The sequence below is a fragment of the Actinomadura sp. NPDC048394 genome (genome assembly GCF_040651755.1).
In the GTDB taxonomy this organism is placed as follows: domain Bacteria; phylum Actinomycetota; class Actinomycetes; order Streptosporangiales; family Streptosporangiaceae; genus Spirillospora; species Spirillospora montaniterrae.
On the sequence record NZ_JBEZJL010000032.1, the window covers coordinates 13,988 to 39,617 of the forward strand.

The 25,630-nt window shown below is 73.0% G+C and carries 27 protein-coding genes and 1 tRNA gene; 21 read left to right on the forward strand and 7 right to left on the reverse strand.

Annotated elements, in window-relative coordinates; translation table 11 throughout:
• The first annotated feature begins 53 nt into the window (after nucleotides 1-53).
• From rpoD to efeB, 4 genes are all read left to right on the forward strand, one after another.
• Nucleotides 54-1,199: an RNA polymerase sigma factor RpoD gene (rpoD, locus tag AB0C78_RS23720; RefSeq protein ID WP_225991430.1), complete on the forward strand. Its 1,146-nt coding sequence runs from the start codon at nucleotides 54-56 to the stop codon at nucleotides 1,197-1,199.
• A 184-nt stretch (nucleotides 1,200-1,383) separates the two neighbouring features.
• Complete coding sequence (locus tag AB0C78_RS23725; protein ID WP_360751361.1) at nucleotides 1,384-1,845, forward strand: heavy metal-binding domain-containing protein; 462 nt, start codon at nucleotides 1,384-1,386, stop codon at nucleotides 1,843-1,845.
• A 107-nt stretch (nucleotides 1,846-1,952) separates the two neighbouring features.
• Complete coding sequence (efeO, locus tag AB0C78_RS23730) at nucleotides 1,953-3,080, forward strand: iron uptake system protein EfeO (protein ID WP_360751364.1); 1,128 nt, start codon at nucleotides 1,953-1,955, stop codon at nucleotides 3,078-3,080.
• On the forward strand, nucleotides 3,077-4,351 hold the full coding sequence (gene efeB / locus AB0C78_RS23735; protein WP_360751366.1) for an iron uptake transporter deferrochelatase/peroxidase subunit: 1,275 nt from the start codon (nucleotides 3,077-3,079) through the stop codon (nucleotides 4,349-4,351). The genes efeO and efeB overlap by 4 nt, the downstream gene beginning before the upstream one ends.
• A 74-nt stretch (nucleotides 4,352-4,425) precedes the next feature.
• Here the strand turns inward: efeB and AB0C78_RS23740 are convergent, their stop codons facing one another.
• A complete protein-coding gene (locus tag AB0C78_RS23740; protein WP_360751369.1) occupies nucleotides 4,426-5,676 on the reverse strand; it encodes a molecular chaperone DnaJ in 1,251 nt (416 codons plus the stop codon).
• A gap of 157 nt (nucleotides 5,677-5,833) precedes the next feature.
• On the opposite strand from AB0C78_RS23740, the gene AB0C78_RS23745 reads away from it, so the two are divergent.
• The 10 genes from AB0C78_RS23745 (at nucleotide 5,834) to AB0C78_RS23790 (ending at nucleotide 15,501) form a co-directional block, all read left to right on the forward strand.
• Nucleotides 5,834-6,409 (forward strand): TerD family protein, encoded by a 576-nt coding sequence (locus tag AB0C78_RS23745; protein WP_151539148.1) that lies wholly within the window; start codon nucleotides 5,834-5,836, stop codon nucleotides 6,407-6,409.
• 34 nt (nucleotides 6,410-6,443) lie between these two features.
• A complete protein-coding gene (locus AB0C78_RS23750) occupies nucleotides 6,444-7,022 on the forward strand; it encodes a TerD family protein (RefSeq protein ID WP_151539149.1) in 579 nt (192 codons plus the stop codon).
• A gap of 63 nt (nucleotides 7,023-7,085) precedes the next feature.
• Entirely contained in the window at nucleotides 7,086-8,210 is a 1,125-nt protein-coding gene (locus AB0C78_RS23755; RefSeq protein WP_360751374.1) for a DUF475 domain-containing protein, read from the forward strand.
• Nucleotides 8,211-8,375: 165 nt separating this feature from the next.
• Nucleotides 8,376-8,954, forward strand: a complete 579-nt coding sequence (locus AB0C78_RS23760; RefSeq protein WP_360751377.1) for a TerD family protein — start codon at nucleotides 8,376-8,378, stop codon at nucleotides 8,952-8,954.
• Nucleotides 8,955-9,044: 90 nt separating this feature from the next.
• Nucleotides 9,045-10,259: an HpcH/HpaI aldolase/citrate lyase family protein gene (locus tag AB0C78_RS23765; RefSeq protein ID WP_360751378.1), complete on the forward strand. Its 1,215-nt coding sequence runs from the start codon at nucleotides 9,045-9,047 to the stop codon at nucleotides 10,257-10,259.
• On the forward strand, nucleotides 10,256-11,641 hold the full coding sequence (locus AB0C78_RS23770) for a phosphoribosyltransferase family protein (RefSeq protein WP_360751380.1): 1,386 nt from the start codon (nucleotides 10,256-10,258) through the stop codon (nucleotides 11,639-11,641). Before AB0C78_RS23765 ends, AB0C78_RS23770 begins: the two co-directional genes overlap by 4 nt.
• Nucleotides 11,638-12,750, forward strand: coding sequence for a cysteine protease StiP family protein (locus AB0C78_RS23775; protein ID WP_360751383.1), 1,113 nt, complete (start codon nucleotides 11,638-11,640; stop codon nucleotides 12,748-12,750). Before AB0C78_RS23770 ends, AB0C78_RS23775 begins: the two co-directional genes overlap by 4 nt.
• Nucleotides 12,747-13,556 (forward strand): HAD family hydrolase, encoded by an 810-nt coding sequence (locus tag AB0C78_RS23780; protein ID WP_360751385.1) that lies wholly within the window; start codon nucleotides 12,747-12,749, stop codon nucleotides 13,554-13,556. The genes AB0C78_RS23775 and AB0C78_RS23780 overlap by 4 nt, the downstream gene beginning before the upstream one ends.
• Nucleotides 13,557-13,669: 113 nt before the next feature.
• Complete coding sequence (locus AB0C78_RS23785; RefSeq protein WP_360751387.1) at nucleotides 13,670-14,989, forward strand: hypothetical protein; 1,320 nt, start codon at nucleotides 13,670-13,672, stop codon at nucleotides 14,987-14,989.
• Nucleotides 14,990-15,006: 17 nt separating this feature from the next.
• Complete coding sequence (locus AB0C78_RS23790; protein ID WP_360751390.1) at nucleotides 15,007-15,501, forward strand: hypothetical protein; 495 nt, start codon at nucleotides 15,007-15,009, stop codon at nucleotides 15,499-15,501.
• Here the strand turns inward: AB0C78_RS23790 and AB0C78_RS23795 are convergent.
• Nucleotides 15,498-15,785, reverse strand: a complete 288-nt coding sequence (locus AB0C78_RS23795; RefSeq protein ID WP_360751392.1) for a YtxH domain-containing protein — start codon at nucleotides 15,783-15,785, stop codon at nucleotides 15,498-15,500. The genes AB0C78_RS23790 and AB0C78_RS23795 overlap by 4 nt on opposite strands.
• A gap of 140 nt (nucleotides 15,786-15,925) precedes the next feature.
• Here AB0C78_RS23795 and AB0C78_RS23800 point away from each other — a divergent pair.
• Nucleotides 15,926-15,998: transfer RNA gene (locus tag AB0C78_RS23800), tRNA-Asn, on the forward strand.
• Nucleotides 15,999-16,178: 180 nt separating this feature from the next.
• Entirely contained in the window at nucleotides 16,179-16,742 is a 564-nt protein-coding gene (locus tag AB0C78_RS23805) for a dihydrofolate reductase family protein (protein WP_360751394.1), read from the forward strand.
• Nucleotides 16,743-16,753: 11 nt separating this feature from the next.
• Here the strand turns inward: AB0C78_RS23805 and AB0C78_RS23810 are convergent, their stop codons facing one another.
• Nucleotides 16,754-18,739: a hypothetical protein gene (locus tag AB0C78_RS23810; protein ID WP_360751397.1), complete on the reverse strand. Its 1,986-nt coding sequence runs from the start codon at nucleotides 18,737-18,739 to the stop codon at nucleotides 16,754-16,756.
• A gap of 92 nt (nucleotides 18,740-18,831) precedes the next feature.
• Here AB0C78_RS23810 and AB0C78_RS23815 point away from each other — a divergent pair, with 92 nt between their 5' ends.
• On the forward strand, nucleotides 18,832-19,188 hold the full coding sequence (locus AB0C78_RS23815; protein WP_360751400.1) for a VOC family protein: 357 nt from the start codon (nucleotides 18,832-18,834) through the stop codon (nucleotides 19,186-19,188).
• 7 nt (nucleotides 19,189-19,195) lie between these two features.
• Here AB0C78_RS23815 and AB0C78_RS23820 read toward each other — a convergent pair whose 3' ends face one another.
• Nucleotides 19,196-19,660, reverse strand: coding sequence for a MarR family winged helix-turn-helix transcriptional regulator (locus tag AB0C78_RS23820; RefSeq protein WP_360751403.1), 465 nt, complete (start codon nucleotides 19,658-19,660; stop codon nucleotides 19,196-19,198).
• 65 nt (nucleotides 19,661-19,725) lie between these two features.
• On the opposite strand from AB0C78_RS23820, the gene AB0C78_RS23825 reads away from it, so the two are divergent.
• Nucleotides 19,726-20,679 carry a zinc-binding dehydrogenase gene (locus AB0C78_RS23825; protein ID WP_360751405.1) on the forward strand — a complete coding sequence of 318 codons (954 nt, stop codon included), beginning with the start codon at nucleotides 19,726-19,728 and terminating at the stop codon, nucleotides 20,677-20,679.
• Nucleotides 20,680-20,746: 67 nt separating this feature from the next.
• Entirely contained in the window at nucleotides 20,747-21,286 is a 540-nt protein-coding gene (locus AB0C78_RS23830; protein ID WP_360751408.1) for a hypothetical protein, read from the forward strand.
• Between the two features lie 295 nt (nucleotides 21,287-21,581).
• Here AB0C78_RS23830 and AB0C78_RS23835 read toward each other — a convergent pair whose 3' ends face one another.
• On the reverse strand, nucleotides 21,582-21,758 hold the full coding sequence (locus AB0C78_RS23835; protein WP_360751410.1) for a hypothetical protein: 177 nt from the start codon (nucleotides 21,756-21,758) through the stop codon (nucleotides 21,582-21,584).
• 92 nt (nucleotides 21,759-21,850) lie between these two features.
• On the opposite strand from AB0C78_RS23835, the gene AB0C78_RS23840 reads away from it, so the two are divergent.
• Nucleotides 21,851-23,017, forward strand: coding sequence for a sensor histidine kinase (locus tag AB0C78_RS23840; RefSeq protein ID WP_360751412.1), 1,167 nt, complete (start codon nucleotides 21,851-21,853; stop codon nucleotides 23,015-23,017).
• Entirely contained in the window at nucleotides 23,005-23,622 is a 618-nt protein-coding gene (locus AB0C78_RS23845) for a response regulator transcription factor (protein WP_360751415.1), read from the forward strand. The genes AB0C78_RS23840 and AB0C78_RS23845 overlap by 13 nt, the downstream gene beginning before the upstream one ends.
• Before the next feature lie 9 nt (nucleotides 23,623-23,631).
• Here the strand turns inward: AB0C78_RS23845 and AB0C78_RS23850 are convergent, their stop codons facing one another.
• Both AB0C78_RS23850 and AB0C78_RS23855 read right to left on the reverse strand, forming a co-directional pair.
• The gene (locus tag AB0C78_RS23850; protein ID WP_360751418.1) at nucleotides 23,632-24,474 is read right to left on the reverse strand and encodes a siderophore-interacting protein; all 843 of its coding nucleotides are present in this window, start codon (nucleotides 24,472-24,474) and stop codon (nucleotides 23,632-23,634) included.
• Between the two features lie 46 nt (nucleotides 24,475-24,520).
• The gene (locus AB0C78_RS23855) at nucleotides 24,521-25,549 is read right to left on the reverse strand and encodes an ABC transporter substrate-binding protein (RefSeq protein WP_360751421.1); all 1,029 of its coding nucleotides are present in this window, start codon (nucleotides 25,547-25,549) and stop codon (nucleotides 24,521-24,523) included.
• Between the last annotated feature and the right edge of the window lie 81 nt (nucleotides 25,550-25,630).

Consider the following 25,630-nt stretch of genomic DNA (forward strand, 5'->3'; position numbering starts at 1 on the left):
GGGTCCTGTGATCTAGGCCGCATCTGTCGCAGACTGTCCCCGTGGGCCCTTCGGTGCTGCCAAGCGAGGCGCCATCGGTTGATCAGGTGGCGGACCTCGTCGCACGCGGCAGAGAGCGCGGCGGTGTGACCGTCGAAGACGTCGCTGCCGCGCTCGATCGCTCGGACTTGCCGGACGACTCCCTCGAGCGGGTCGTCCGGATGCTCGCAGAGCAGGGGGTAGAGGTCCTCGAATCTCAGCAGGAGACCGAGGACGTCGCGCGAGCGGATGAGGGAGACCTCGGCAAGCGGGCGCCGACGAGCGACCTGGTCCGGATCTATCTGAGAGAGATCGGGCGCGTACCGCTTCTCACGGCAGAAGATGAAGTAGAACTGGCGAAATCGATCGAGGCGGGGCTGTTCGCGGAGGAGAAGATGGCGCACACGGCCGTCCTCTCCCGCGCCGAGCGGATCGACCTCGAACTGCTCTCCCGCGACGGAGTCCGGGCGAAGCAACGGCTGATCGAGGCCAACCTGCGGCTGGTGGTCTCGATCGCGAAACGGTACGTGGGCCGGGGAATGCTGTTCCTCGACCTGATCCAGGAAGGGAATCTCGGACTCATCCGTGCGGTCGAGAAGTTCGACTACACGAAGGGGTTCAAGTTCTCCACCTACGCCACCTGGTGGATCCGGCAGGCGATCACCCGCGCGATCGCCGACCAGGCGAGGACCATCCGGATCCCGGTGCACATGGTGGAGACGATCAACAAACTGGTCCGCGTGCAGCGGCAGATGCACCAGGACCTCGGCCGCGAACCCACCCCCGAGGAGATCGGCCTGGAGATGGGGCTGCCGCCCGTCCGGGTCGTGGAGATCCAGCGGATCGCGCAGGAGCCGGTCTCGCTGCAGTCGCCGATCGGTGAGGAGGACTCCGACCTCGGCGACTTCATCGAGGACGCGGACGCGGTGGTGCCGATCGAGGCCGCCGCGTTCATCCTGCTGCAGGACCAGCTCGAGGACATCCTCGGCACGCTGTCGGAGCGGGAGCAGCGCATCATCCAGCTGCGCTTCGGCCTGACCGACGGGCATCCGCGCACGCTGGAGGAGGTCGGCCGGGAGTTCGGCGTGACCAGGGAGCGGATCCGGCAGATCGAGTCCAAGACCCTGGCCAAGCTGCGGCACCCGTCCCGCGCGCAGATGCTGCGCGAGTACCTCGAGTAGGAGCGGCCCGTCCGGACCGGGACCGGGCGGGGGAGAACGACAGGGGGCGACCGCCCTCCGGGCCCGAGCGGCCCGGAGGGCGGTCGCTCGCCGTACGCGCCGATCGCTCGCCGTGGTCGCCGGGTTCCGCGGATCCGGCGCTTGACGTCGCATTTCGGGCGGACGGTGGATTACCGTAATGCCCATGCTGATCGTGACGACTGATGGCGTTGCCGGGTACGAGATCCGCAGCGTGCTCGGCGAGGCCCTGGGGACGGCCGTCCAGACCGATCAGGCCGGGGTGCAGCCCGGACATTCGGGGAGCAGCGCGACGTTCCGCGTGACGGGCGACCGGCCGGCCCTCGGGCTCGCCGCCGCGCGCCGCGAGGCGGTGGACCGGCTCGGCGAGGAGGCGCGCCGCAAGGGCGCGAACACGGTGGTCGGGATGCGGTTCGACACCGCGGCGCTGCCCGGCGGGGGCCACGAGGTGTGCGCGTACGGGACGGCCGTGTGGGCCGAGCCGGCGCAGCAGGCGCCGCATCCGCAGGCGTCGCAGCATCTCCAGCACTCCCAGCAGGGGCATCTGCCGCCGTACGGCGAGCCGCAGTCGGGCCCGCCGATGGTCGCGCGGAACCTGACGATGGGGATCAACGACCGCCCGCGCTGAACCCGCGGGACGCGTGGGATGCCTCACTGTCGCGGGGGCGACTTGACGGGGTGAGGGCAGCCTTGGCTAATTTAGGTGAGCCTAACCATTGCATCCTGGAGTCCCCCATGCGTCCTGCCTCCGTGCTCGCCCTCAGCGGCGTGGCCGCCGTGTCGATGTCCCTCCTCTCGGCGTGCGGCGGTGACGGGAAGGCGGACGCGGCCGGCGCCGTCCCCGTGACGGCGTCCAAGGACAAGTGCGAGGTCGGCAAGACCGAGCTGCCCGCCGGGAAGAACTCGTTCAAGGTGTCCAACAAGGGCTCGGAGGTCAACGAGTTCGAGGTGCTCAAGCCGGACGGCAGCATCCTCGCCGAGCGCGAGAACATCGGCCCCGGCACCAGCGTGAACTTCGTGGTGAACCTGCCGGAGGGCAAGTACAAGCTGCTGTGCAGCGCCGGGCAGACCGGCAAGGGCCCGTCGCAGGAGGTCACGGTCACCGGCCAGGGCGGCGGCGCCGACCCGCGGCTCACCCAGGCCGCCACCGACTACAAGGCCTACGTCATCGCCCAGCTCGACGACACCATCGCCAAGACGAAGCCGTTCGTGGCGGCGGTGAAGGCCGACGACGTCGAGAAGGCGAAGAAGCTGTACGCGCCGTCCCGCGTCGGCTGGGAGTCGATCGAGTCCGTCGCGGAGAAGTTCAGCGACATCGACGGCAAGGTCGACACCCGCGAGGCCGACCTCAAGCCGGACGAGAAGAACGACTGGTCCGGCTGGCACCTGCTGGAGAAGGCGCTGTTCAAGGACGGCTCCGTCAAGGGCAAGGAGAAGTACGGCGATCAGCTCCTCGCGGACCTCGAGACGCTGAAGGGCCGGCTGCCGGGCCTCACCCTCGACCCCGTCAACGACATGGCCGCGGGCGCGAAGGGCCTGCTGGACGAGGTCGCCACCGGCAAGGTCACCGGTGAGGAGGAGACGTTCAGCCACACCGACCTCGTCGACTTCAAGGCCAACGTGGACGGCGCGAAGAAGGCCTACGACCTGCTCAAGCCGGTCGTCCAGGAGAAGGACGCGCAGCTCGCCAAGGACCTGGACGAGAACTTCGCCGCCGTCTACGCGCTGCTGAAGAAGCACGAGGAGGGCGACGGCTACGTCTCCTACGACAAGGTCGGCAAGGACGACCGCAAGAAGCTCGCCGACGCGGTGAACGCGCTGGGCGAGCCGCTGTCCAAGCTCGCGGAGGTCGTGGCGAAATGACGCAGTCCCGCCCGTCGGACACCGGATCCCGCTCGCCGGAGGCGCCGCGCGCCGGGATGTCCCGCCGCCGGATGCTCGGGTTCTCCGGCGCCAGCCTGCTGGTCGGCGCCGCGGCCGGGGCCGGCCTGGACCGGGTCGCGTCCGCCGACACCGGCGGCTCCGACACGGCCGCCCCGGTCCCGTTCCACGGCCCCCACCAGGCGGGCATCGCGACCCCCGTCCAGGACCGGCTGCACTTCGCCGCGTTCGACGTCACCACCGACGACCGCGGCAAGCTCGTCCAGATGCTGAAGGACTGGACGAAGGCCGCGGCCGACATGACCGCCGGGCGGGCGATCGGCGACGGCGCGATCCCGGAGGTCGGTGTGGCGCCGCCGGACGACACCGGCGAGGCCCTCGGGCTGCCCGCGTCCCGGCTGACGCTGACGATCGGGTTCGGCCCGACGCTGTTCGAGAAGGACGGCAAGGACCGGTTCGGGATCAAGGCGAAGCGCCCGGCGGCGCTGGTGGACCTGCCGCACTTCTCCGGCGAGAACCTCGACCCGGACCGCAGCGGCGGCGACATCTGCGTGCAGGCCTGCGCGGACGACCCGCAGGTGGCGGTGCACGCCATCCGCAACCTGGCGCGGATCGGGATGGGCGTCGTCGGCGTCCGCTGGTCGCAGCTCGGGTTCGGCAAGACGTCCTCGACGACGCCGGACGCGCAGACGCCGCGGAACCTGTTCGGGTTCAAGGACGGCACGGACAACATCGGCACGAACGACACGGCGCTGCTCGACAAGCACGTCTGGGCCGGCAAGGGCGATGGCTCGGACTGGATGGCGGGCGGCTCCTACCTGGTGGCGCGCCGGATCCGGATGCACATCGAGATCTGGGACCGGACGTCCCTGCGCGAGCAGGAGGACGTCTTCGGGCGGAGCAAGTCCGAGGGCGCCCCGGTCGGGGAGAAGAAGGAGCGCGACAAGCCCGTCCTGGCGCGGATGAAGCCGGACGCGCACGTCCGGCTGGCGCACCCCGACTCCAACGGCGGCGCGCGGATCCTGCGGCGCGGCTACTCCTTCACCGACGGCTCGGACGGGCTGGGGCGGCTGGAGGCGGGCCTGTTCTTCATCGCGTTCCAGCGCGACCCGCGCACCGGCTTCATCAAGATCCAGGAGTCGCTGGCGTCGGACGCGATGAACGAGTACGTCCAGCACGTCGGATCGGGGATCTTCGCGTGCCCGCCCGGCGTGAAGGAGGGCGGCTACTGGGGCGAGACCCTGTTCGCGTAGGGCTCGCCCAGTGCGTCCAGGGGTTCGTCCTAGGGGGCGCCTTGGCGCGCCCTAGAGGTCGCTGTAGGCGGCTCTCAGGAGCCGCCTCCGGCGCGTTCGGAGCGGATGCGGGTGACCACGTCGCCCGCGGCGGTCTTGATGGACTCCAGTTCCTGGAGGTAGGCCCAGTAGTCCGGGTGCGCGCCGGTGAGCCGCTTCGGCGCGTGCTCCAGCCGTTCCACCAGGGCGTCCAGCGCGCGCGCATGGTGCGGCGCGGCGCCGCCGGGCTGCGCCATGGCGAGCCGCTGTGCGTCCCGCACCGCGAAACGGGCGCTCTCGACGGGCTTCTCGGGGTCGGCGGCGACCGCCTCCAGCTCCGTCACCCGCCCGGTGACCTGCCCGGCGCGCCGGTCGGCGCCGTTCAGCTCGGTGCGCGCGGCCGTCAGCGCCTGCTGCGCCTGCTTCCACTCGGCGCGGCCGGCGAACGCCGCCGCCTCGTTCAGCCGCTCGCGCGCGCGCTCAACGCCCGCCTCGACGGCCTCCGGCGCGCCCCGCAGGTCCTGCCAGCAGGCCTGCGAGTAGGCCCGCAGCAGCACCTTCATCGCCTCCCGGACGGGCCCGGCGCGGTTCGCCACGACGTCCACGCGGGTCCGGACCGAGGCGAGCGAGTTGCGCACCTTCTCCGCCATCTTCGGCAGTTCCTCGGCCGCCAGGCGGGCGCTCTCGGCGATCACGCGCACCTCGTCGGCCTTGCGCATCGCCCCATCCAGCCCGAGCCCGCCGAGCCCCTGCGAGCTCAGCAGCGCCAGGGCCTCCTTCGCGCGCGCCAGCTCCGCCTCCGGGTCGGCGGCGTCCATCCCGGCCGCCCGCGCCGCCTGCACGGCGGAATCGGCGGCCGCGACGGCCTCCCGCGCGGCGGTGAGCCGCGGCGGGAGCTGGTCGAGGGCCGCCTCCAGCCGCGCCATCCGCGGTGCGAGCCGCTCGGCGAACCCGTTCAGGTTCCGGGTGATCTGCTGCAGCCGCTCCGTGGACGCCAGGAACGCGCGGCGTGCCGCGTCGAACTCGGCGGGCGACCGGTCCCGGTCGTCGAGGTCGTGCGCGTCCAGCACGGAGATGTAGGCCACGGAGGCCGCGTCGGCGGCCTCCGAGAGCCCCGCGAACTCCCGCCGGACCGGCGCGGCGGCGGCCGCGTCCAGATCCTCGAAGACGGTCACGCGCCCGTCGAGGAACTTCTGCGCCTGGTCCATGTCGTAGAAGGCGGTGGCGGCCGCCTCGCGCGCCTGGATCGCCGCGTCGGCGGCCTGACCGCCCCTGCCGCGCCGCCGCTGGTCGCCCGGTCCCCGCAACGCCGCCTCCCTTCGTCCTCAACGCCCAGTCTCGCGCAGTCCCGGGCTTCTCGCGTAATGCGTCCACAACGGATGGAACGGATAGCATCGCTGCTGCGTCGATATAGCGAGACGCCTGCCCGGCGTCCGGTACGTCATGCGATCTTGGAGGAACGCCGTGGGAGTCAGCCTCAGCAAGGGCGGCAACGTCTCGCTCACCAAGCAGGCCCCCGGCCTGTCGGCGGTGACGGTGGGGCTCGGCTGGGACCTGCGCACCACGACGGGCACCGACTTCGACCTCGACGCCTCCGCGCTGGTCCTGGACGCCTCCGGCAAGATCCTCACCGACCAGCACTTCGTCTTCTTCAACAACCTGCGGACCCCCGACGGCGGCGTCGAGCACACCGGCGACAACACCACCGGCGCGGGCGAGGGCGACGACGAGCAGATCAACGTGAACTTCGGCGCGATGCCCGCGGAGGCCGAGCGGGTCGCGTTCGCCGTGTCGATCTACGACGCCGACAGCCGCGGCCAGAACTTCGGGCAGGTCCGCAACGCCTACATCCGGGTGCTGAACCAGGGCGACCGGTCCGAGATGGCCCGCTACGACCTCACCGAGGACGCGTCCATGGAGACCGCGATGGTCTTCGGCGAGCTGTACCGCAACGGGTCCGACTGGAAGTTCCGCGCGGTCGGCCAGGGCTACGCCTCCGGGCTGGCGGGCATCGCGATGGACTTCGGCGTCAACATCTGAACGACCTCTACCCCGGGAAGGGAGTGGCCCGAACATGGGAGTCTCACTCGCCAAGGGCGGCAACGTCTCGCTGACGAAGGCCGCGCCCAATCTGTCCGCCGTCACCGTGGGGCTCGGCTGGGACGTGCGCGCCACCACCGGCGCCGACTTCGACCTGGACGCCTCCGCGCTGATGCTCGGCCCGTCCGGCAAGGTGATCTCCGACCAGCACTTCGTGTTCTTCAACAACCTGAAGAGCCCGGACGGCTCCGTCGAGCACACCGGCGACAACCTGACCGGCGAGGGGGAGGGCGACGACGAGTCGATCAACGTCGACCTGACCGGCGTGCCGCAGGACTGCGACCGGATCGTGTTCCCGGTGTCGATCTACGACGCCGACAACCGGCAGCAGAACTTCGGGCAGGTCCGCAACGCCTTCATCCGGATCGTCAACCGGACCGACGGCAGCGAGCTCGCCCGCTTCGACCTGACCGAGGACGCCTCCACCGAGACCGCCATGGTCTTCGGTGAGCTGTACCGGCACGGCGCCGAGTGGAAGTTCCGGGCGGTCGGCCAGGGCTACGCCTCGGGCCTCGCCGGCATCGCCATGGACTTCGGCGTCAACGTCGGCTGACGGCCGCCGCCGCCCCGCAGGACGGCCGGCCGGTCCGGCCGTCCCTCTCAGAGAAATACGCGCATGATTCTTCGCACCTTCGGTTGGGCCTTCGGCATCACCGTCCTCGGCCTTCTGGTCGCCGCCCTGTACGACGGGGGGACCGGGCTCGCCCTGGTCGCGGTCCTCGCCGTGCTGGAGATCTCGCTGTCGTTCGACAACGCCGTGGTCAACGCCAAGGTGCTGGACCGGATGAGCCCGTTCTGGCAGAAGATCTTCCTGACCGTCGGCATCGCGATCGCGGTGTTCGGCATGCGGCTGGTCTTCCCGCTGCTGATCGTCGGCATCACCGCCAAGCTGAACCCCTTCGAGGCGTTCGACCTGGCGCTGAACGACCCGCACAAGTACCACCACCTGATGAACGACGCGTATCCGATGATCGCGGCGTTCGGCGGGATGTTCCTGCTGATGCTGTTCCTGGACTTCGTGTTCGAGGAGCGGGCCGACAAGTGGCTGCCGTGGCTGGAGGCGCCGCTGGCGCGGATCGGCAAGCTCGACCAGCTGTCGGTCGTCGTCGCGGGCGGCGCGCTGGCGTTCACCGCCGGGCTGTTCGCCGACGACCCCGGCCAGGTCATGATCGCCGGCGTGCTCGGCATGGTGACCTACATCCTGGTGAACGGGCTCGGCGAGCTGTTCTCCGAGGCGACCGAGGACGAGGACGACGAGGACGGCGACGGCGCCGCCGAGCCCGCCGCGGAGCGGGCCCCGGCGAGGTCCGGGCCGAGTTCGCTGGCCCTCGCCACCGGCAAGGCCGGGTTCTTCCTGTTCCTCTACCTGGAGGTGCTGGACGCCTCGTTCAGCTTCGACGGCGTGATCGGCGCGTTCGCGATCAGCACCGACCCGATCATCATCGCGCTGGGCCTCGGCATCGGCGCCATGTACATCCGGTCGCTGACGGTGTTCCTCGTCCGCAAGGGCACCCTGCACGAGTACATCTACCTGGAGCACGGCGCCCACTGGGCGATCGGCGCGCTCGCCGTCTGCATGCTGGTCAGCATCGGCCGGCACGTCCCCGAGTGGCTCACCGGAGGGGTCGGCGCGGGCCTGATCATCGCCGCGTTCATCAGCTCCGTGGTGCGGAACCGGGCCGACGGCGGCCCGGCCGCCTCGGCGGGCGACGACAAGCCCCTGCACTCCAGCAAGGTCTGACCCGGCCGTATCCGGCCGGGTCCCGATGGGGCGGTGCACCTTCGCGCGGTGCACCGTCCGCCCCGCGTACCGTCCGCACCCGACACCCAGCTCCACCTCGCACCCTCCGATTCCGCACCGTCCGCACCCCGCGACGACCGATCATCAGCACCGAAGGAGCCGACGATGACGATTTCGCTGCAGAAGGGGCAGAAGGTCTCGCTGGCCAAGCCCGGCGGCGGCACCCTCACCCGGGTCAGGATGGGCCTCGGCTGGGACGCCGTCGCGAAGAAGGGGCTGTTCGGCAAGGGCAAGGCCCAGTCGATCGACCTGGACGCGTCCTGCCTGCTGTTCGACGCCAGCGGCAACCTCGCCGACTCGGTGTGGTTCCGGCAGCTGCGCAGCAAGGACGGGTCCGTCCAGCACACCGGCGACAACCTGACCGGCGCGGGCGAGGGCGACGACGAGGTCATCAACGTCGACCTGCAGAGCGTCCCGGCCAACGTCGTCCAGCTGGTGTTCACCGTGAACTCCTTCACCGGGCAGGACTTCTCCCAGATCGAGAACGCGTTCTGCCGGCTGGTGGACGAGGCCACCGGGCAGGAGATCGCCCGCTACGACCTCAGCGGCGCCGGGCAGCACAACGCCCAGATCATGGCGAAGGTGTCGCGGGACGGCGACGGCTGGTCGATGACCGCGATCGGCGCGACGGCGTCGGGCCGCACCTTCCAGCATCTGCTGCCGGCCGTGTCGGCTCATCTGTGACCCGGCGGGCATCTGTGATCCGCACGGCGGCTGCGGTCCGCAAGGCGGCCTTGATCCGCGAGGCGATGCTCGGCGCGATGTGGGACGCGTATGCGGCACTTCGACCATATTGACGCCGCCTACCGGAAGCACCTGTTCTACCGGCACCCCCGCCCGTTCCGCCGGCACGACGACCCGGCGGTGCTGGCGGTGGCGCTCGGCGCGACCCTGTACTGCCCGGCGACGCGTCCCGCGCTCGCGGCCGACATCGAGAAGGCGGCGCGGCGCGGCGTCATGAGCATGGTCGTGTGCCTGGAGGACGCGATCGGCGACGACGAGGTGCCGGAGGCGGAGGACAACCTGGTCGCGCAGCTGCGGGACCTGCACGCCCGCGGCGCGGACGAGCCGGGCGACCCGGACGGCGGCCGGCGCGCCGCGGGGGAGCGGTCCATCGGCGGCGTGCCGCTGCTGTTCGTGCGGGTCCGCGAGCCCCGGCAGATCGGCGACATCGCCGCCCGGCTGGGGCCCGCGGCGGGGCTGGTCAGCGGGTTCGTGCTGCCGAAGTTCACGGCGGCGTCCGGTGGAGCGTTCCTCGACGCGCTGGAGGACGCGGCGGCCCGCACCGGGCTGCCGCTGCTGGCGATGCCGGTGCTGGAGAGCCCGGAGACGGTGCACAGCGAGAGCCGGACCGAGATGCTGCACGAGGTGGCGCGGCTGCTCGCCAAGCACCGCGACCGGGTCCTCGCGGTGCGGATCGGCGCGACCGACATGTCGGCGGCGTACGGGCTGCGCCGCCCGCCCGACCTGACGATCTACGACATCCGGCCGGTCGCCGCGGCGATCACCGACATCGTCAACGTGCTCGGCCGCGCGGACGGCAGCGGCTTCGTCGTGACGGGCCCGGTCTGGGAGTACTTCTCGGCGGGCGAGCGGATGTTCAAGCCGCAGCTGCGGCAGTCGCCGTTCGAGGCGCAGCGGGCCGCGCCGCTGCGGCAGCGGCTCATCACCTCCGACCTGGACGGGCTGATCCGCGAAGTGCACCTGGACAAGGCCAACGGACTGACCGGTAAGACCGTCATCCACCCGACCCATGTCGCGGCCGTGCACGCCCTGTCGGTCGTCACGCATGAGGAGTACTGCGACGCCGCCGACATCCTCGGGTACGCGGGAGGCGGCGCCATGGCCAGCTCGTACGCGAACAAGATGAACGAGGCGAAGCCGCATCGCGCCTGGGCGGAAAGGCTGATGCTGCGCGCGCGCGTGTTCGGGGTCGCGGCGCGGGACGTGACGTTCGTCGAGCTTCTGGAAGCGGCGGACAGCCGATGACGGTGCGGTCCGTGGAGGCGGTGTGGCCGGGGGAGTGGGTGACGTCCCGGCTCGGTGTGCGGCTGGTCGACGGCGAACGTCCGGTGGGGGCCGGGCTGGCGTCGATGGTGGGTCTCGCCGTCCGCCGCAATCCGCGTCGCGCCCATCTGCTCGTCTCGGCGGTGCTGGGCAAGCACGTCCCGACCGATCCCCGGCTTGTGTACGGGTCGGGGCTGCTGCTGGGCGAGCTCGTGCGCGCGCGCCTGCGCGACGAGGTGACGTCCGTGCCGTCGGGTTCGTTCAAGGACGCCTTGGCGGGCGTGCCGGGCGCTGCGGCGGCGTTGCGCGACGCGTTGCGGGAACCGCGCCCTGCCGTGGATGCCGTCGTCCTCGGCTATGCAGAGACCGCTACCGCTCTAGGGCACTCGGTGGCGGACGCTCTGGGCGGCGCTTACTACCTGCACTCCACGCGCCGTCCGGTGCGGGGATTCGCCACGTACGGCGGGTTCGAGGAGGAGCACAGCCATGCGACGAGCCATCTGCTGCTGCCGTCCGACCCTGCGGCGCTCGACCGGGACGTCCCGGTCGTGCTGGTGGACGACGAGCTCTCCACAGGGCAGACGGTCCTGAACACGATCGAAGCGCTGCACGCGCTGCGTCCGCGTAGGCATTACGTGCTGGCGGCGCTGGTCGACCTGCGGGGGGAGTCCGACCGCGCGCGCGTGGACGAACTGGCCGCGCGCCTCGGCACGCGTATCGACGCCGTCTCCCTCGCCGGCGGACGTGTGGAGCTGCCTACCGGCGTCCTGGAGAAGGGCACGCAGATCGTCTCCGAGTTGTCCGCGGCCTCCGCATCTGAGGTCGAGGACGGGGCGTTCGGCGTCGCGCGCGTCCGGCTCGACTGGCCGCGCGGCGTGCCCGACGGCGGGCGCCACGGGTTCCTGCCCGAGCACCGCACCGCCCTCGAGAAGGACCTGCCGCGCATGGCGGACGCCGTCGCCGCGGAACTCGGGGACGGTGCGTCCCGCGTGCTCGTCCTCGGGTTCGAGGAGCTGATGTACGCGCCGCTGCGGCTGGCGGAGGCGCTCGCCGACGCGTCCCCGGGCCTGGACGTCCGGTACTCGACGACCACCCGCTCGCCCGTCCTGGCCGTGGACGACCCGGGCTACGCGATCCGCACGCGGCTCGCGTTCCCGGCGCACGACGACCCGGCGGACGGCCCGGGGGAGCGGTACGCCTACAACGTCGCGCCTGCCGCCGGCCGCCCGCCGTTCGATCGCATCGTGTTCGTGGTGGACGACGTCGGCGACACGCAAGGGCTCACCGATGGGCTGCTGGCGCGCCTGCGCGCGCTCGCGCCCGTGGTGGTCGTGACAGTCCCGTCCCATGGGGGTGACCGGTGAGGCCGCTGTACGGCCCCGAATTCGGCAGCTACGCGGCGGAGGACGTCACCTGGCTGCTGAAAGACCTGTCGGACGCGCGGCTGGAGGCGCCCACGGAGGAGCGCGAGGCCGCGATCCAGGCGGGCCGTGCCCACTACGCCGAATCGCTGCCCGTGGAGTACCAGCCGGGTCCCGAGTACCGGCGGCTGTTCCAGGAGGCGCTGGAGGCGTCCGCCGAACGGCTCGCCTATGCGACCGGGCTGGTCGCCGAGTTGATCCTCGGAGAGCGCGGCTCGGACGCCGTCCTGGTGTCGCTCGCGCGCGCGGGCACCCCGGTCGGGATCCTGGTGCGGCGCTGGGCCCGCTTCGCGCACGGGCTGGACCTCCCGCACTACGCGATCAGCATCGTCCGGGGGCGGGGCATCGACACGGTCGCGCTGGAGTACCTGGCCGCCCGGCACGACCCGTCCGCGGTGATGTTCGTGGACGGCTGGACGGGCAAGGGCGCCATCACCCGCGAGCTGACCGCGGCGCTCGACGGGACGGGGTTCCCCGCCGACCTGGCCGTCCTCGCCGACCCCGGGCGCTGTGCCCCGCTGTACGGCACCCGCGACGACTTCCTGATCCCGTCCGCGTGCCTGAACTCGACCGTGTCCGGCCTGGTCAGCCGCACTGTCCTGAACGCCGAGCTGATCGGCCCCGGCGACTTCCACGGCGCGAAGTTCTACGCCGACCTGGCCGACGACGACGTGTCCGCGCTGTTCCTCGACACCGTCTGCGCGCGCTTCGCGGACGTGGCGGAGCGGGTCGCGAAGGACGTCCCGGACCTGCGGGCGTCCGACCGCGCCCCCGACTGGTCGGGGTGGGAGGCGGTCCGCAGCGTCGCGGGGGAGCACGGCATCGACGACCTCAACCTGGTCAAGCCGGGCATCGGGGAGACGACGCGAGTGCTGCTGCGCCGCGTCCCGTGGAAGGTCCTCGCGCGCGCGGACGCGGGTCCCGAACTGACCCACATCAGGCTTCTGGCAAGCGAACGCGGCGTGCCCGTCGAGGACGTCGACCCGGACCGGTTCCCCTACGCGTGCATGGGGCTCATCCACCCGCGCTTCGGCAAGGGGGCCGTCCAGTGACCGTGCTGGTGTGCTCGGACCTGGACCGTACGCTCATCTACTCGCAGGCCGCGTTCGCGTTGGACGGCCCGGACGAGGCCATGCCGCGCCTCGTCTGCGTCGAGTTCTACCAGGGCGCCCCACTCTCCTACATGACGGAGACCGCCGCGCGCACACTGGAGACCCTCGCCGCGTCCGCCGTGTTCGTCCCCACGACGACACGGACACCGGAGCAGTACCGGCGCGTCCACCTGCTGGAGAAGCCGCCCGCCTACGCGATCTGCGCGAACGGCGGCCACCTCCTCGTGGACGGCGAGGACGACCCGTCATGGTCGGCCTCCGTGCGCGCGCGCATTGCAGATGGATGCGCGCCGCTCGCCGAGATCCAGGACCGCCTCGTCCGGACCGGCGGGGAGTTCGTCCTGAAAAGGCGCACGGCGTCCGACCTGTTCGCCTACACGGTCGTCGACCGCGCCGCCCTCCCGCCCGGCTGGGTCGACGACCTCGCCGGCTGGTGCGCCGAGCGCGGCTGGCGGACGTCCCTGCAGGGCCGCAAGGTCTACTGCCTGCCCGCCTGCCTCACCAAGGCCGACGCCGCCGCCGAGGTCGCCCGCCGCACCGGCGCGTCCGCGATGCTCGCCGCCGGCGACTCGCTCCTCGACGCCGAACTCCTCGAAACCGCCCGCCTGGCGATCCGCCCCGCGCACGGCGAACTCCACGACGCCGGCTGGACCTCCCCGGCCACCGCCGTCACCGAGTCCCGCGGCATCGCCGCCGGCCAGGAGATCACGAACTGGCTGCTGCACCGGGTGGAAAATCACCGCTGACCGGTCCCGGCCGTCGACAACCGACGCCGCCCGGGGACTCGCCGGGGCCGCCGTCGCGGGTCACAATCACACTAGGACCCCGGCTCCGGCCGCGAGGAGGTACCCCTGCGCGCATGAGCTCCCGTCTCACCGGCGACGAGACCGCCCTGTGGAAGGCCGCGGCCCGCGTCCTGGACGCGAACTGGACCGGGACCGCGACCGCCGCGTCGCCCGGCCTCTACCCCCACCAGTGGAGCTGGGACTCCGCCTTCATCAGCCTCGGCCTGGCCCGGCACCGCCCCGACCGCGCCGAGACCGAACTGCTGTCGCTCTTCCGCGGCCAGTGGGCCGACGGCATGCTCCCGCACATCGTGTTCAACACCAGCCTCGCCCGCCACGCCTTCTTCCCCGGCCCGGACCTGTGGCGCAGCACCGAGCAGCCCGCCGCGCCGCGCGGCGTCCAGACCTCCGGCCTCACCCAGCCGCCCGTCCACGCCCTCGTCGCCCTCCGCCTGCACGAGTGCGCCGCCGACGGGGAGAGCAGCCGCGGCTTCCTCGCCCGGCTCTACCCGCTGCTCGCCGCCCAGCACCGCTACCTCACCACCGCCCGCGACCTCGGCTCCAGCGGCCTCATCGCCATCTGCCACCCCTGGGAGTCCGGCCTCGACAACAGCCCCGCCTGGGACCGCCCCCTCGGCGCCCTCCAGCTCCCGCCCACCGCCTACGCCCCCGCGCAGCGCTCCCGCACCCTGCCCACCGGCGAGGACTACGACCGCTACGTCCGGCTCGTCGCCCTCATGCGCGACGCCGGCTACCGGCCCGGCTACCTGCGCGACTCCCACCCGTTCGCGGTCGAGGACCCGCTCGTCAACGCCACCTTCCTCGCCTCAGCGCACGCCCTCGCCGAGGTCGCCCGCATTGTCGGCGCCGACCCCGCCCCGCACCTGGAGGCCGCGCAGCGCGTCCACGCCGCCCTCCTCGACCGCCTCTGGGACGCCGACACCGGCTGCTTCCGCGCCCGCGACCTGCGCGACGACCGGCTCCTGCCGGTGATCACCGCCGGGTCCTTCGGCCCGCTCCTCGACCCCGAGCTGCCCGCCGCGCACGTCCGCAACCTCGTCGACCTGCTGCTGTCCGCCCGGTTCGCCGGCGCCGCCGGATACCCCGTTCCCACCTGCGACATCCAGGCCCCCGCCTTCGACCGCGGCGGCTACTGGCGCGGCCCCACCTGGGTCAGCACGAACTGGCTGATCTGGTACGGCGCCCTCGCGCACGGCCTCCCCGTCGTCGCCGACCTGCTGTACGGCTCCACGATGCGGCTCGTCCGCCAGTCCGGGTTCCGCGAGTTCTTCGACCCCTTCGACGGCACCGGACGCGGCAGCCACGACTACTCCTGGTCCGCCGCCCTCGTCCTCGACCTGCTCGGGGCCCGCCGCGCCCCGCAGGCCGCCTGATCGCCTACCGTTGGGGCATGCGCCTACTCCGGGGCCACCTGCCCTCCGCGGTCCGCGACGCGCTCACGATCGAGCGCGGCGAGCGCGTCCTCGCGTCCGCGCCCACCCGCGGCGGCTCCCACGTGGTCGCCACCACGACCGCCCTGCACGTCCCGACGCCGTCCGGCGGCTTCCTGCGCGTCCCGTGGGAGCGCGTCGACCAGGCCACCTGGAAGGACGGCTGGCTGCACGTCACCGAGACCTCCGGCGGCGCGGAGCACCACGTCCGCCTCACCGAGCCCGGCTCCGTCCCGGAGACCGTCCGGGAACGCGTCACCGCCACCATCGCCGTCACCCACCACGCGCGGCTCCCCGGCGGCGGCAAGGTGCGCATAGCCGGGCGGCGCCCCGCCACCGGCGGCGACGTGCGCTGGACGTTCGTCTTCGACGCCGGCCTCGACCCCGAGGACCCGGGCCTGCGCGCCCAGGCCGAACAGGTCCTCGAGGACCTGCGGCGCCAGACGGGCCTCTAGCCGGGGTAGACCGTCGGTTCGTCGTCGGCCTTGTGCCGCCCCGGCACCTTCTGCTGCGGCACCTTCTCCTTCGCGGTGGACGCCATCTCGCCGGCCTTCCCGCGCGCCGCCCCGGCGAACTCGCCGCCCTTGGCGCGCAGCATGCCCGCGGCCTCCTGCACGTTCGGGTTCTCCGACACCTGCCGCGAGAGCTTCTTGATCTGCTCGTAGCGCTCCCGCCCGGCCTTCGTCCCGAGGACGTAGCCGATCGCGGCGCCGGCCATGAACATCACGCGCGCTTTCATGATCAACTCCCTGTGGGGCCGTTCGATCCACCCCCTATACCCGCGAACGCCGCCGCCACCCTCAACGCGTGCGCGAACAGCCCCGCACATGCGCTAACCTAGACGCGCTGGCAGGGGCCGAGGCCCCGCCGGACGCACGATCCCGCGTAGCTCAATCGGCAGAGCAGCCGGCTGTTAACCGGCAGGTTATTGGTTCGAGTCCAATCGCGGGAGCTTCTCTCTGCGCGAAGAAGGCACAGGTCAGGCCCCAGTTCCGAGCTTGGAACCGGGGCCTTTTGACGTTCGGGGGAGCCGGCTGGGTACTCAGCCCCTCCGGAGACGTGGTCTGGGCGATGATTTTTCTGGGCCGGGCCGGTCTGTACGCCGAGTACCGGCTCACAGGAGGCTGACGGCATGCGGAAACTGACCTTCGCCATGAACGTGTCCCTGGACGGCTACGTCGCCGCGCCCGGCGACGACCTCGGCTGGAGCGTGCCGAGCGACGAGCTGTTCCAGTTCTGGTCCGACCGGGTGGGGGCGACGGGCCTGGCGCTGTACGGGCGCAGGTTGTGGGAGGCGATGAGCTCCCACTGGCCGACCGCCGACCAGCAGCCCGGCGCCACACCGGCGGAGACCGAGTACGCCCGCCGCTGGCGCGACATGCCGAAGGTGGTGTTCTCGTCCACGATCAGCACCGTCGACTGGAACACCCGCCTGGTCACCGGCGACGCCGTCACCGAGATCACCCGGCTTAAGGCCGAGGACGGCGGACCCATGGACATCGGCGGCGCCACGCTCGCCGCGGCGGCGATGCGGGCCGGGCTGATCGACGAGTACGTGCTGCTCACCGCGCCGGTCCTGGTGGGCGGCGGCACGCCGTTCTTCACGGCACTGGACAACTGGGTGGACCTGACCCTGGCGGAGACCCGGACGTTCCCCGACGGCGTGCTCCTGACCAGGTACGAGACCAAGCGCTGAGTGCCCCGCCGTCACTGGCGGGAGAGGACGCGGGTTACGCCGGCGGCGATGGTGGTGGCGAGGATCCAGCCGGAGGCGATCAGAGCGGCGGCCAGCCACTGGTAGGGGCCGCGCGGGTTGAAGGCCGGTTCCTGGCCGAAGCTGATGATCGGCAGGAGCAGGTCGAGGGTGTAGAGGAACGCGTTGAAGGCCGGCGCCTCGTCCTTCTTGAGCGGGACGGGGTGGTGGGCGGCGAAGAGCACGGTCCCGATCGCGAGGAGCGCGGCGAGGAGGATCCCGGCGCGGAGCGGGCGGTAGCCGTAGCCGACGGTCCAGTCCTGGGCGACGCCCCAGGCGCGGGCGGGGAGCGTGAGGGTGCGCCGGCGGCGGCGCTGCTTCGCGAGGCGGACGGTGCGGGCCTCGACGTCGCGGCCCATGCCCTGGAAGACCGCCGCGAGCTGCTCGTAGGGCTGCGGGTGGTAGCCGTCGGCGGCGTCCAGCCAGGCGAGGCGTGCGGCGAGCGGGCCGGGCTTGTCGATGGCCTGGTAGACGAACCCGTCGAGCTGCGGGCGGGCGGGCCAGTGGGCGGGGTCGTCGCGGAGGATGTCGATGCGGGCGTGCCGCAGGTCCACGCTGCCGTCGGTGAGGGTGCAGCGGGAGAACCACAGCATCTCCGCGCGCACGCGGCGGAGGCCGAGGGCGAGGCCGCCGAAGCCGCTGATCGTCGCGTCGTCGAAGCTCAGCTCGCCGGCGCGGGCGCCGGCGAGGGACAGGCGCCCGGCGGCGGTGAACCCGTCGCAGCAGTTCAGGACGCCGCTGACGGTCAGACCGTAGCCGGTCATCGCCCGGCCGCCGGGGTTGGACAGGCGCGCGCCCTCCAGCTCGACGCTCGCCCCGATGACCGTGTCGACCAGGCGGATCTCGCCCTCGGCGTGCAGGCCGCGGCCGGCGAGGCCGCCGGTGACCTCGGCGCGGCACAGGCTGAGCGCCTGGCCGCCGGGGTCGCTGAGGTGCGCGCCGGCGAAGTCGGCCGTGCCCTGGATGGTCGCCGAGTCCAGGCAGACCCGGCCCCGGGTCCGGAACCCGTTCGCGGCGCGGAGGCTGCTGCCGATGCCGACCAGGCGGGCGTTCAGCGCGGTGCCGCCGGGGGCGTCGAGGTCGGCGCCGCTGAGCAGGAGCGTGCCGCCGATCGCCGCGGAGCGCAGGCTGACCTTGCCTTCGGCGCGGAACCCGCCGTCCAGGACGGCGGCGCCGTCGATCCGCGCGCGGTCGGCGTCGAGGGCCGTTCCGCCCGGGTTGGACAGCCGCGCGGCGGTCAGGACGAGGCGGCGACCGATCCGCGCGTCCGGCAGGCGCACCTCGCCCTCGGCGACGAGGCCGGGTGCGTGCAGCCCGGACGGCAGCTCGATCCCGTCGGCGTCGAGCGCGACGCCGCCGGGGTTCGACAGCCGCGCGCCGCCGAGGACGCAGGTCCCGTCGACGTGCGCGCCCTTCAGCATGACCTCGCCGGTGATCTCCGCGTCGGTCGCGTCGACGTTGCGGACCACGGTCAGCGCGTACGCCTCGACGTCCGCGAGGCGGGCCGAGCGCAGCGACAGCGTCCCGTCGATCCGGGTGCCGACGAGCTGCAGCGGGCCGTCCAGCCGGCAGTTGCGCAGCCACAGCAGGCCGTCGACCTGCGAGTCGGAGGCGGAGAGGCCGGGCAGCCGGGAGCCGGTCAGGCTGAACTGCCGCAGCCGGGCCGCGTAGAGGGCGGGCGGTTCGTCGAAGACGCAGTCGCGCATCAGCACCGCGTAGCGGACCTCGGCGAACGACACGTCGAGGACGCCGGTGATCCGCGCGCCCGTGAGCCGCAGCGCGGGGACCTGCCCGGCGCCGGCCGGCTGCGCTCCCAGCAGCAGCGCCGAGACGACCTCGCCGCGGACCGCCTCCCCCGTACCGGTCAGATCGACCTTGCCCGCGCTCGGGAACGCGTCCCAGACCGCGCGTTCCGCGTCCGACAGATCCTCGATATCCATTTGGCCCTCATGCATACACCGGCACGGCGGGCGGCGCCATGGCGGGCCCTAGACTCGCGGTCATGTTGCGCTTGGGCATTCCAGTGATCGGTGTGACCGACCTCGCGCGCGCCGTGGCGTTCTGGACGGCGGCGCTGGACCTCGTGTCCGCCCCGGAATGGGGGAGCCCGACCTGGCGGACCCTGAACCACGCGGACGGGTCGGGCCGGGCCCTCGGGCTGATGCGCAGCGAGTCGCCCGCCGAGCCCCGCCCGCGCCTGCACCTCGACCTGTTCGTCGACAGCGCGGCCGAGCAGGAGGCCGAGGTCGAGCGGCTGGTCGGGCTCGGCGCGAGCCGCGTCGACTGGGACCTGTACCCGCCGGACCCGGACTTCGTCGTCCTCGCCGACCCCGACGGCAACGTCTTCTGCGTCGTCGACCTGAGCCACGCCCCGTCCGGCTCGCAGTGAGCCGCCGCTAGGCGTCCGGCGTCGTCTCGCGGGCGTCGATGAGGGCCTGGACGCCGTCGGAGAAGCGGCGGGTGAGCCGGGCCAGGTCGGCGCGGTCGCGGTCCGTCCAGCCGGCGAACGCCTTCTCCAGCAGCCGCCTGCGGCCCCGGTTGATCGACGCGACCACGCGGCGGCCCTCGGGCGTGAGCTCGGCCGTCTTGACGCGGCGGTCGTGCGGCGCCTCGGCGCGGGCGACCAGCCCGAGCTCTTCCAGGCGGGCGAGGGAGCGGCTGGCCTTCGGATGGTTGTGGTCGACGAGCTCGGCGAGGTCGAGGACGCCGGTCGGGCCGCGCAGGTCCAGGTGGACGAGGTAGCGGCAGAGGTCCGGGTCGAGGTCGACGCCGGCGAGGTCGAGGATCAGCGCGACGAAACGCGGCCGCGACGTGCGGCCGAGCATGTCGAGCCAGACGTCGTAGTAGTCCTCTTCCGCCATCCCGTTCATTATGCACGGGTTCGCCGCTAGCATTCCGTTCAAAGTGAACGGATCGTGGAGGGGCCATGGCGGACGTCATGCGGGCGGCGGTACTGCACGGGATCGGGGAGGCGCCCCGCTACGGGACGTTCCCGGCACCCGCCGCCGGAGAGGGCGAAGCGGTCGTGACGGTGGGCGCGGCTGCGCTGAAGCCGTTCGACCGGTGGTGGGCCAAGGGGCTGCACCCCGCGAGCCCGACCGTCTTCCCGCAGGTGGTGGGCGCGGACGGGGTGGGACGCCTGGAGGACGGCACGCGGGTGGCCTTCTTCGGGCCGGTCGCGCCGCACGGCGGGATGGCGGAGCGGGCACTCGTGCGGCAGGGCATGTGGTTCCCCGTCCGGGACGGTGTGGACGACGTGATGGCGGCCGCCCTGCTGAACCCCGGCGGCGCGGCATGGAAGACGGTCGTGTGGGAAGGCGGGGCGGGCCCGGGAAAGGCGGTGCTGGTGCTCGGCGCCACCGGAGCGTCCGGACGGATCGCGGCGCAGGTGGCGAAGCGGGAAGGGGCCCGGGTGGTCGCGGCCGGACGCGACCGGGCGGTCCTCGACGCGCTGGCCGGACGCGGCGCCGACGCGGTGGTCCGGCTCGACCGTCCGAAGGACGAGGTGGTCGAGGCCATCGCCGCGCACGGACCGTACGACCTGGTCGTCGACTACCTGTGGGGCGCTCCGGCGGAGGCCGCGTTCGCGGCGCTGGCGCGGGGCGGCGATCGGCGCGTCCGGTACATCCTGGTCGGCATGTCTGCGGGGGAGGCGGCGGAGATCCCCGCCATGGCCCTGCGCGCCGCGCCGGTCGAGGTGGCGGGCAGCGGCGCGGGCGGCTCGCCGCCGATCGCGGAGGCGGCGGCCGCGTTCGACCGGATGCTCGGGCTGGTGGCCGAGGGCGAGATCGTGCTCGACATCGAGGCCGTTCCGCTCGCCGGCGTCGAGGACGCCTGGACGCGTCCCGAGAACGGGCGCCGCATCGTCTTCGTCCCCTGAGGCAGGGCCGGAACCGGCGGCGGAGCGTGAGCGCGGATTGTCGGTGGCGGGTGGGAGGGTGCGGCGCGTGGGGATTCATGTGGCGAGCCGACGGCGGGCGCGGGCGTCGGTGGAGGCGGAGTGGCCGGGGGCGGTGGTGCTCGACGTGACGTCGCGGGGGCCGCGGCCGTGGGTGCGGTTCAGCCCGTTCTACCCGCACGGCGGCATACCGGTGCCGTTGTCGGACGGGGCGACGGGCGCGTCGGTCGAGGGGATCTGGCAGGCGCTGAAGGTGTTCGAGGGCCACGACGTCGACCCGGCCCGGCTGGCGATCACGTCGATGAAGGGCATCAAGCGGACGGTCCGCAAGTACGGGCCGGTGCGCGGGCACCGGGCGGGGCTCGACGGGGACGAGCTGCTGCCGTACGGGCGGGCGCGCCGCGAGATCTACCTGCCCGCGTACCGGTGGGTGCTGGAGAACGAGGTCGCCGACCTGGTCGAGGAGGTGCGGCGGCTGGGCGAGGTGGTGCTGCTCGACTACACCGTCAACGGGGACGTGGACGACCTGTCCAAGCCGCTGTCGCACGCGGCGCTGATCGGCCTGTTCGCCGAGAACCGGTGGCCCTGACCGGCGCGGACGCCCGCGAAGACCGGTGGCCCTGACCGGCGCGGACGCCCGCGAAGACCGGTGGCCCTGACCGGCGCGGACGCCCGCGAAGACCGGTGGCCTGAGTGGCGCGGACGTCGGCGAGATCCGGCGGCCCTGGGTGGCGCGGACGCCGCCCTGCGAGGCGTCCGCGCGCGAGGACGTCCGCCCGTCAGGCACGTCCGCTGGTCGGGCGCAGCCGCTCGTCGGGCGCGCCTGCCGGTCGGGCGCGCCTGCCGCTTGTCGGGCGTGGCCGGTGGTCGGGCGTGGCCGGTGGTCAGGCGCGGTTGCGGGTGAAGCGGCCCGCGAACGCCCAGCCGAGGCCGAGCAGCACGCCGCCGATCGCGGCGACGAGGCCGAGGGCGGGGGTGTCCAGCATGGCGAGGAGGCCGATGAGCAGCCCGTAGAGGATCGTGAGGGCGAACAGGGCGGCCCGGATGGGGTTGTTGTTCATGCCCGCAATGCTCCCGGCGGCCGGGCGGCAGTACTATCCACCGGTCGGTGGACAGGCGGGCCGCGCAGGCGCGCCGGGGGAGCGGGCAGGTCATGAGCGGTGTCGACCCGGGCGTGGCCCGGGCGGAGGACGTCTGGTACCGGTCGTACCCGTTCTGGGACGCGTACTTCGCGCTGGTGCTGGTCGGCACGGTCGCGGCGACGGCGGCGGACGGGCTGCCGCCCGGCCGGAAGGCGGCGGCGATCCTGCTGCTGGTGCTGCTGAGCCTGGCGTACGCGGCGCTGGGCCGCAAGGCGCTGCGGTCCCGCGGGGAGCGGCATCCCGGGTGCCGGGTGTACGCGGCGGCGCTGGTGCTGATGTTCGTCCCGGCGACCATGCTGGCGCCGGTGACGTCGACGGGGCTGGCCGCGCTGGCGCCGCAGGTCTACATGGTGTACGGCACGGCGCGCGGCTTCGTGCTGATGGTGGTGCTGTTCTCCGGGGCGATCGGGTCGGCGATGGTGGCGTCCGGCGCGGGCGTGACGCTCTCGCTGGTGATGATGCTGGTGGCCATCGCGTGCAGCGGGCTGCTCGCCACGTTCATCGGCCGGCTCAGCGCGCAGAACCGGGAGCGGGCCCTGCTGATCGACGAGCTGGACCGCACCCGGGACGAGCTGGCGGCGGTGAGCCGGGAGGCGGGCGTGCTCGCCGAGCGGGAGCGGCTCGCCCGCGACATCCACGACACGATCGCGCAGGGGTTCACCAGCATCGTGATGCTGGTGCAGGCGGCGGAGGCGGAGGTCGGGCCGAACCGGCATCTGGACCTGGTGGCGCGGACGGCGCGGGAGAACCTCGCCGAGACCCGCGGGCTGGTCGCGGCGCTGGCGCCGCCCGCGCTGGCGAAGGGGTCGCTGGTGGAGGCGCTGCGGCGGCTCGCCGCGGACTTCGCGCTGCCCGTCGACATGGACGTGGAGGGGGAGCAGCGGCCGCTCGGCGCGGCGGCGGAGGCGGTGCTGCTGCGGGTGGCGCAGGAGGCGCTGGCGAACGTCCGCAAGCACGCGGTCGCGCGGTCGGTGTGGATGTCGCTGGAGTTCGGGGCGGGCGAGGCGCGGCTGACGGTCGCCGACGACGGCCGGGGCTTCGACCCGGAGGCGGTCGCGTCCGGGTTCGGGCTGCGCGGCATGCGCGGGCGCGTCGAGCAGGCGGGCGGCGGCCTCGCCGTGCGCAGCGGCCCCGGCGAGGGCGCCGTGGTCGAGGCGGTGCTGCCGTGCTCCGCGTGATGATCGTGGACGACCATGCGATCGTCCGCGAGGGGCTGCGCGGGATGCTCGCGGCCGAGCCCGGCATGGAGGTGGCGGCGGAGGCGGCGAGCGGCGACGAGGCGGTCGCGCTGGCGCCGCGGGTGCGGCCCGACGTGATCCTGATGGATCTGCGGATGCCGGGCGGGGACGGGGTGAGCGCGATCGAGCGGCTCGGCCCGGGGCACCGGGTGCTGGTGCTGACGACGTTCGAGGACGACGCGGACATCGTCCGCGCCGTCCGGTCGGGTGCGGCGGGCTACCTGCTGAAGGACGCCTCCCGCGCGGACCTGGCCGCCGCGATCCGGGACGTCGCGGCGGGCCGGACGGTGCTGGCGCCGTCGGTGTCGGCGAAGCTGAGCGCGGCGCGGGCGGCGCCCGCGCCGGCGGTGCTGTCGGCGCGGGAGGCGGAGGTCCTCGCGCTGGTGGCGCGGGGGCTGACGAACGCCGAGATCGGCGGGCGGCTGTTCATCGGGCAGGCGACGGTGAAGACGCACCTGCTGCGGGTGTTCGCGAAGCTCGGGGTGTCGGACCGGACGGCGGCGGTGATGGCCGCGATCGAGCAGGGCGTGCTGCCGCCGCCCTGAGCCCGCCCGTCACTCCTCGGTGGCGGGGCTGCCGCCCGCGACGACCTCGGCGAGCAGGTCCTCCTCGGTGGCGCCGCGCCGCCAGTAGCCGGTGAAGGTGACGTCGCGGCGGTGCAGGCCGCGCTCGTTCACCAGGTGCCGGCGCAGCGCCTTCACGGTGGCGGACTCGCCCGCGATCCACGCGTACGCGCCGTCCGGGACGGACGCGCCGCGCACCGCGTCGAGCAGCCCGCCCGCGCCGACCCAGCCGATGTCGGCGTCGGCGTCGCTCGGCAGGTCCTGCCGGTCGTCCGGGTGCGGGGTCTCGACGAACACCCGCGCGGGCGTCCCGGCGGGCAGCCAGGCGAGGTTCCCGGCGATGGCGGGGAGCGCGGTGAGGTCGCCCGCGATGACGACGGGCCGTCCGGGCGGCGGCCGGAAGTCGCAGCCGCCGTTGTCGGGGCCGGTCGGGCCGAGCACCACGACGCGGTCGCCGGGCACGGCCGCCGACGCCCAGCGGGACGCCGGGCCGGACGTCCCGCCGGGGTGCAGCGCGAAGTCGACGTCGAGCTCGCCGGGGCGCTGCGCCCGCACGGTGTAGGAGCGCATGATGCCGCGCTCGGCCGGGTCGAGCGCGCGCCAGTCGGCGAACCAGGTGTCGGCCGACCAGTCGTCCGGCATGACGGGCGCGTCCTGGTGCGGGTGCGGCAGGAAGATCTTGAACCGCTGGTCGCGCCCGCCGGTGGCGAAGCCGCCGGGGCCGCCGTCCAGGCACGCCCCGCCGAAGGTGACGCGGACCATCGAGGGCCCGAGTCGCGCGGTCCGCAGGACGTGCAGGTCGAAGAAGGCGTACGGGTGGCTGGGGGTCCTCATCGCTGTGCCTTTCGGTGAACGCGGGCCGGCGGGCCCGGCCGCTGGGTCAGCCGGTCTTCTTCGCGGTGCGGATGGTCTGGGCGAGGGCCTCGATGATCGGGGCGCAGCCCTCGTAGGAGAAGCGGGGTTCGGGCTGCCACGCGATGACCTGCCCGGCCTTCACCGCCGGAAGGTCCTTCCAGGACGGCTTCGAGCCGAGGTCCTTGGGCTGCAGCGCCTGCGTGCGGCTGTCGAGCATGATGACGTCGGCCTTGTACTTGCCGGCGTTCTCCCAGCTCAGGTCCTCGAAGTAGCCGTCCTGGCCGAGCTTGTCCGGGACGACGAGGTCGACGCCGAGCTGCTTGAAGTAGATGAGGTCGGTGTTCTTGTTCGGGCTGGAGGCGTAGAAGAGGTCGGGGCTGGCGGACGCGGCGAGCACCTTCAGCCCGGCGTTGGCCTTCGCGGCGGCGCGCAGCGACTCGACGGCCTTGTCGAAGCGGGCCTTCGCGGCGGTGACCTTGGCGGACTTCAGGTCGGCGCCGAGCGCGGCGGCGAGCGCGGCGGTCCGCTCGATCGGCTTCGGCAGCGCGACGTCGCCGGCGGAGATCGCGGCCTGCGGCGCCAGCGCGTAGATCTTGTTCTTGCTCTCCGCCGGAACGTAGAACAGCTCGTCCTTCACGAACATGTTGTCCACGAGCAGGTCGGGCCGCAGCGAGGCGTACTTCTCGATGTTGAACTCGCCGTAGGCGTTGCCGATGATGGTGAGCCGGTCGACGGGCAGGTTCCCGGCCTGCGGGTCGGGCTTGCCGTCCTTGAGCTTCGTCGGGCCGTACACGCCGACGATCTGCTGGTCGACGCCGAAGTCGTAGAGGGCGGCGAGGGCGCCGACGTAGCCGACGACGCGCTGCGGGCGCGCCTTGAGCCGGATCGCGGTGCCGCGGTCGTCGGTGAACGTCCACCCGCCGCCGGACGGGGACGCGCCCGACCCGCCGTCCCCGCCCCCGCCGCACGCGCTGATCAGGGCGCCGAGGGCGACGGCGCCGCCGGCGCCGAGGAAGCCGCGGCGGGTGAAGGAGGAGGAGGGGATTGTCCGCATTTTCGGCTGCTCATCTCTGATCGAACGTGGTGGCCGGATTCCGGCCCGATGGGCGCTTAGGTTAACCTAACCTAAGTCGTT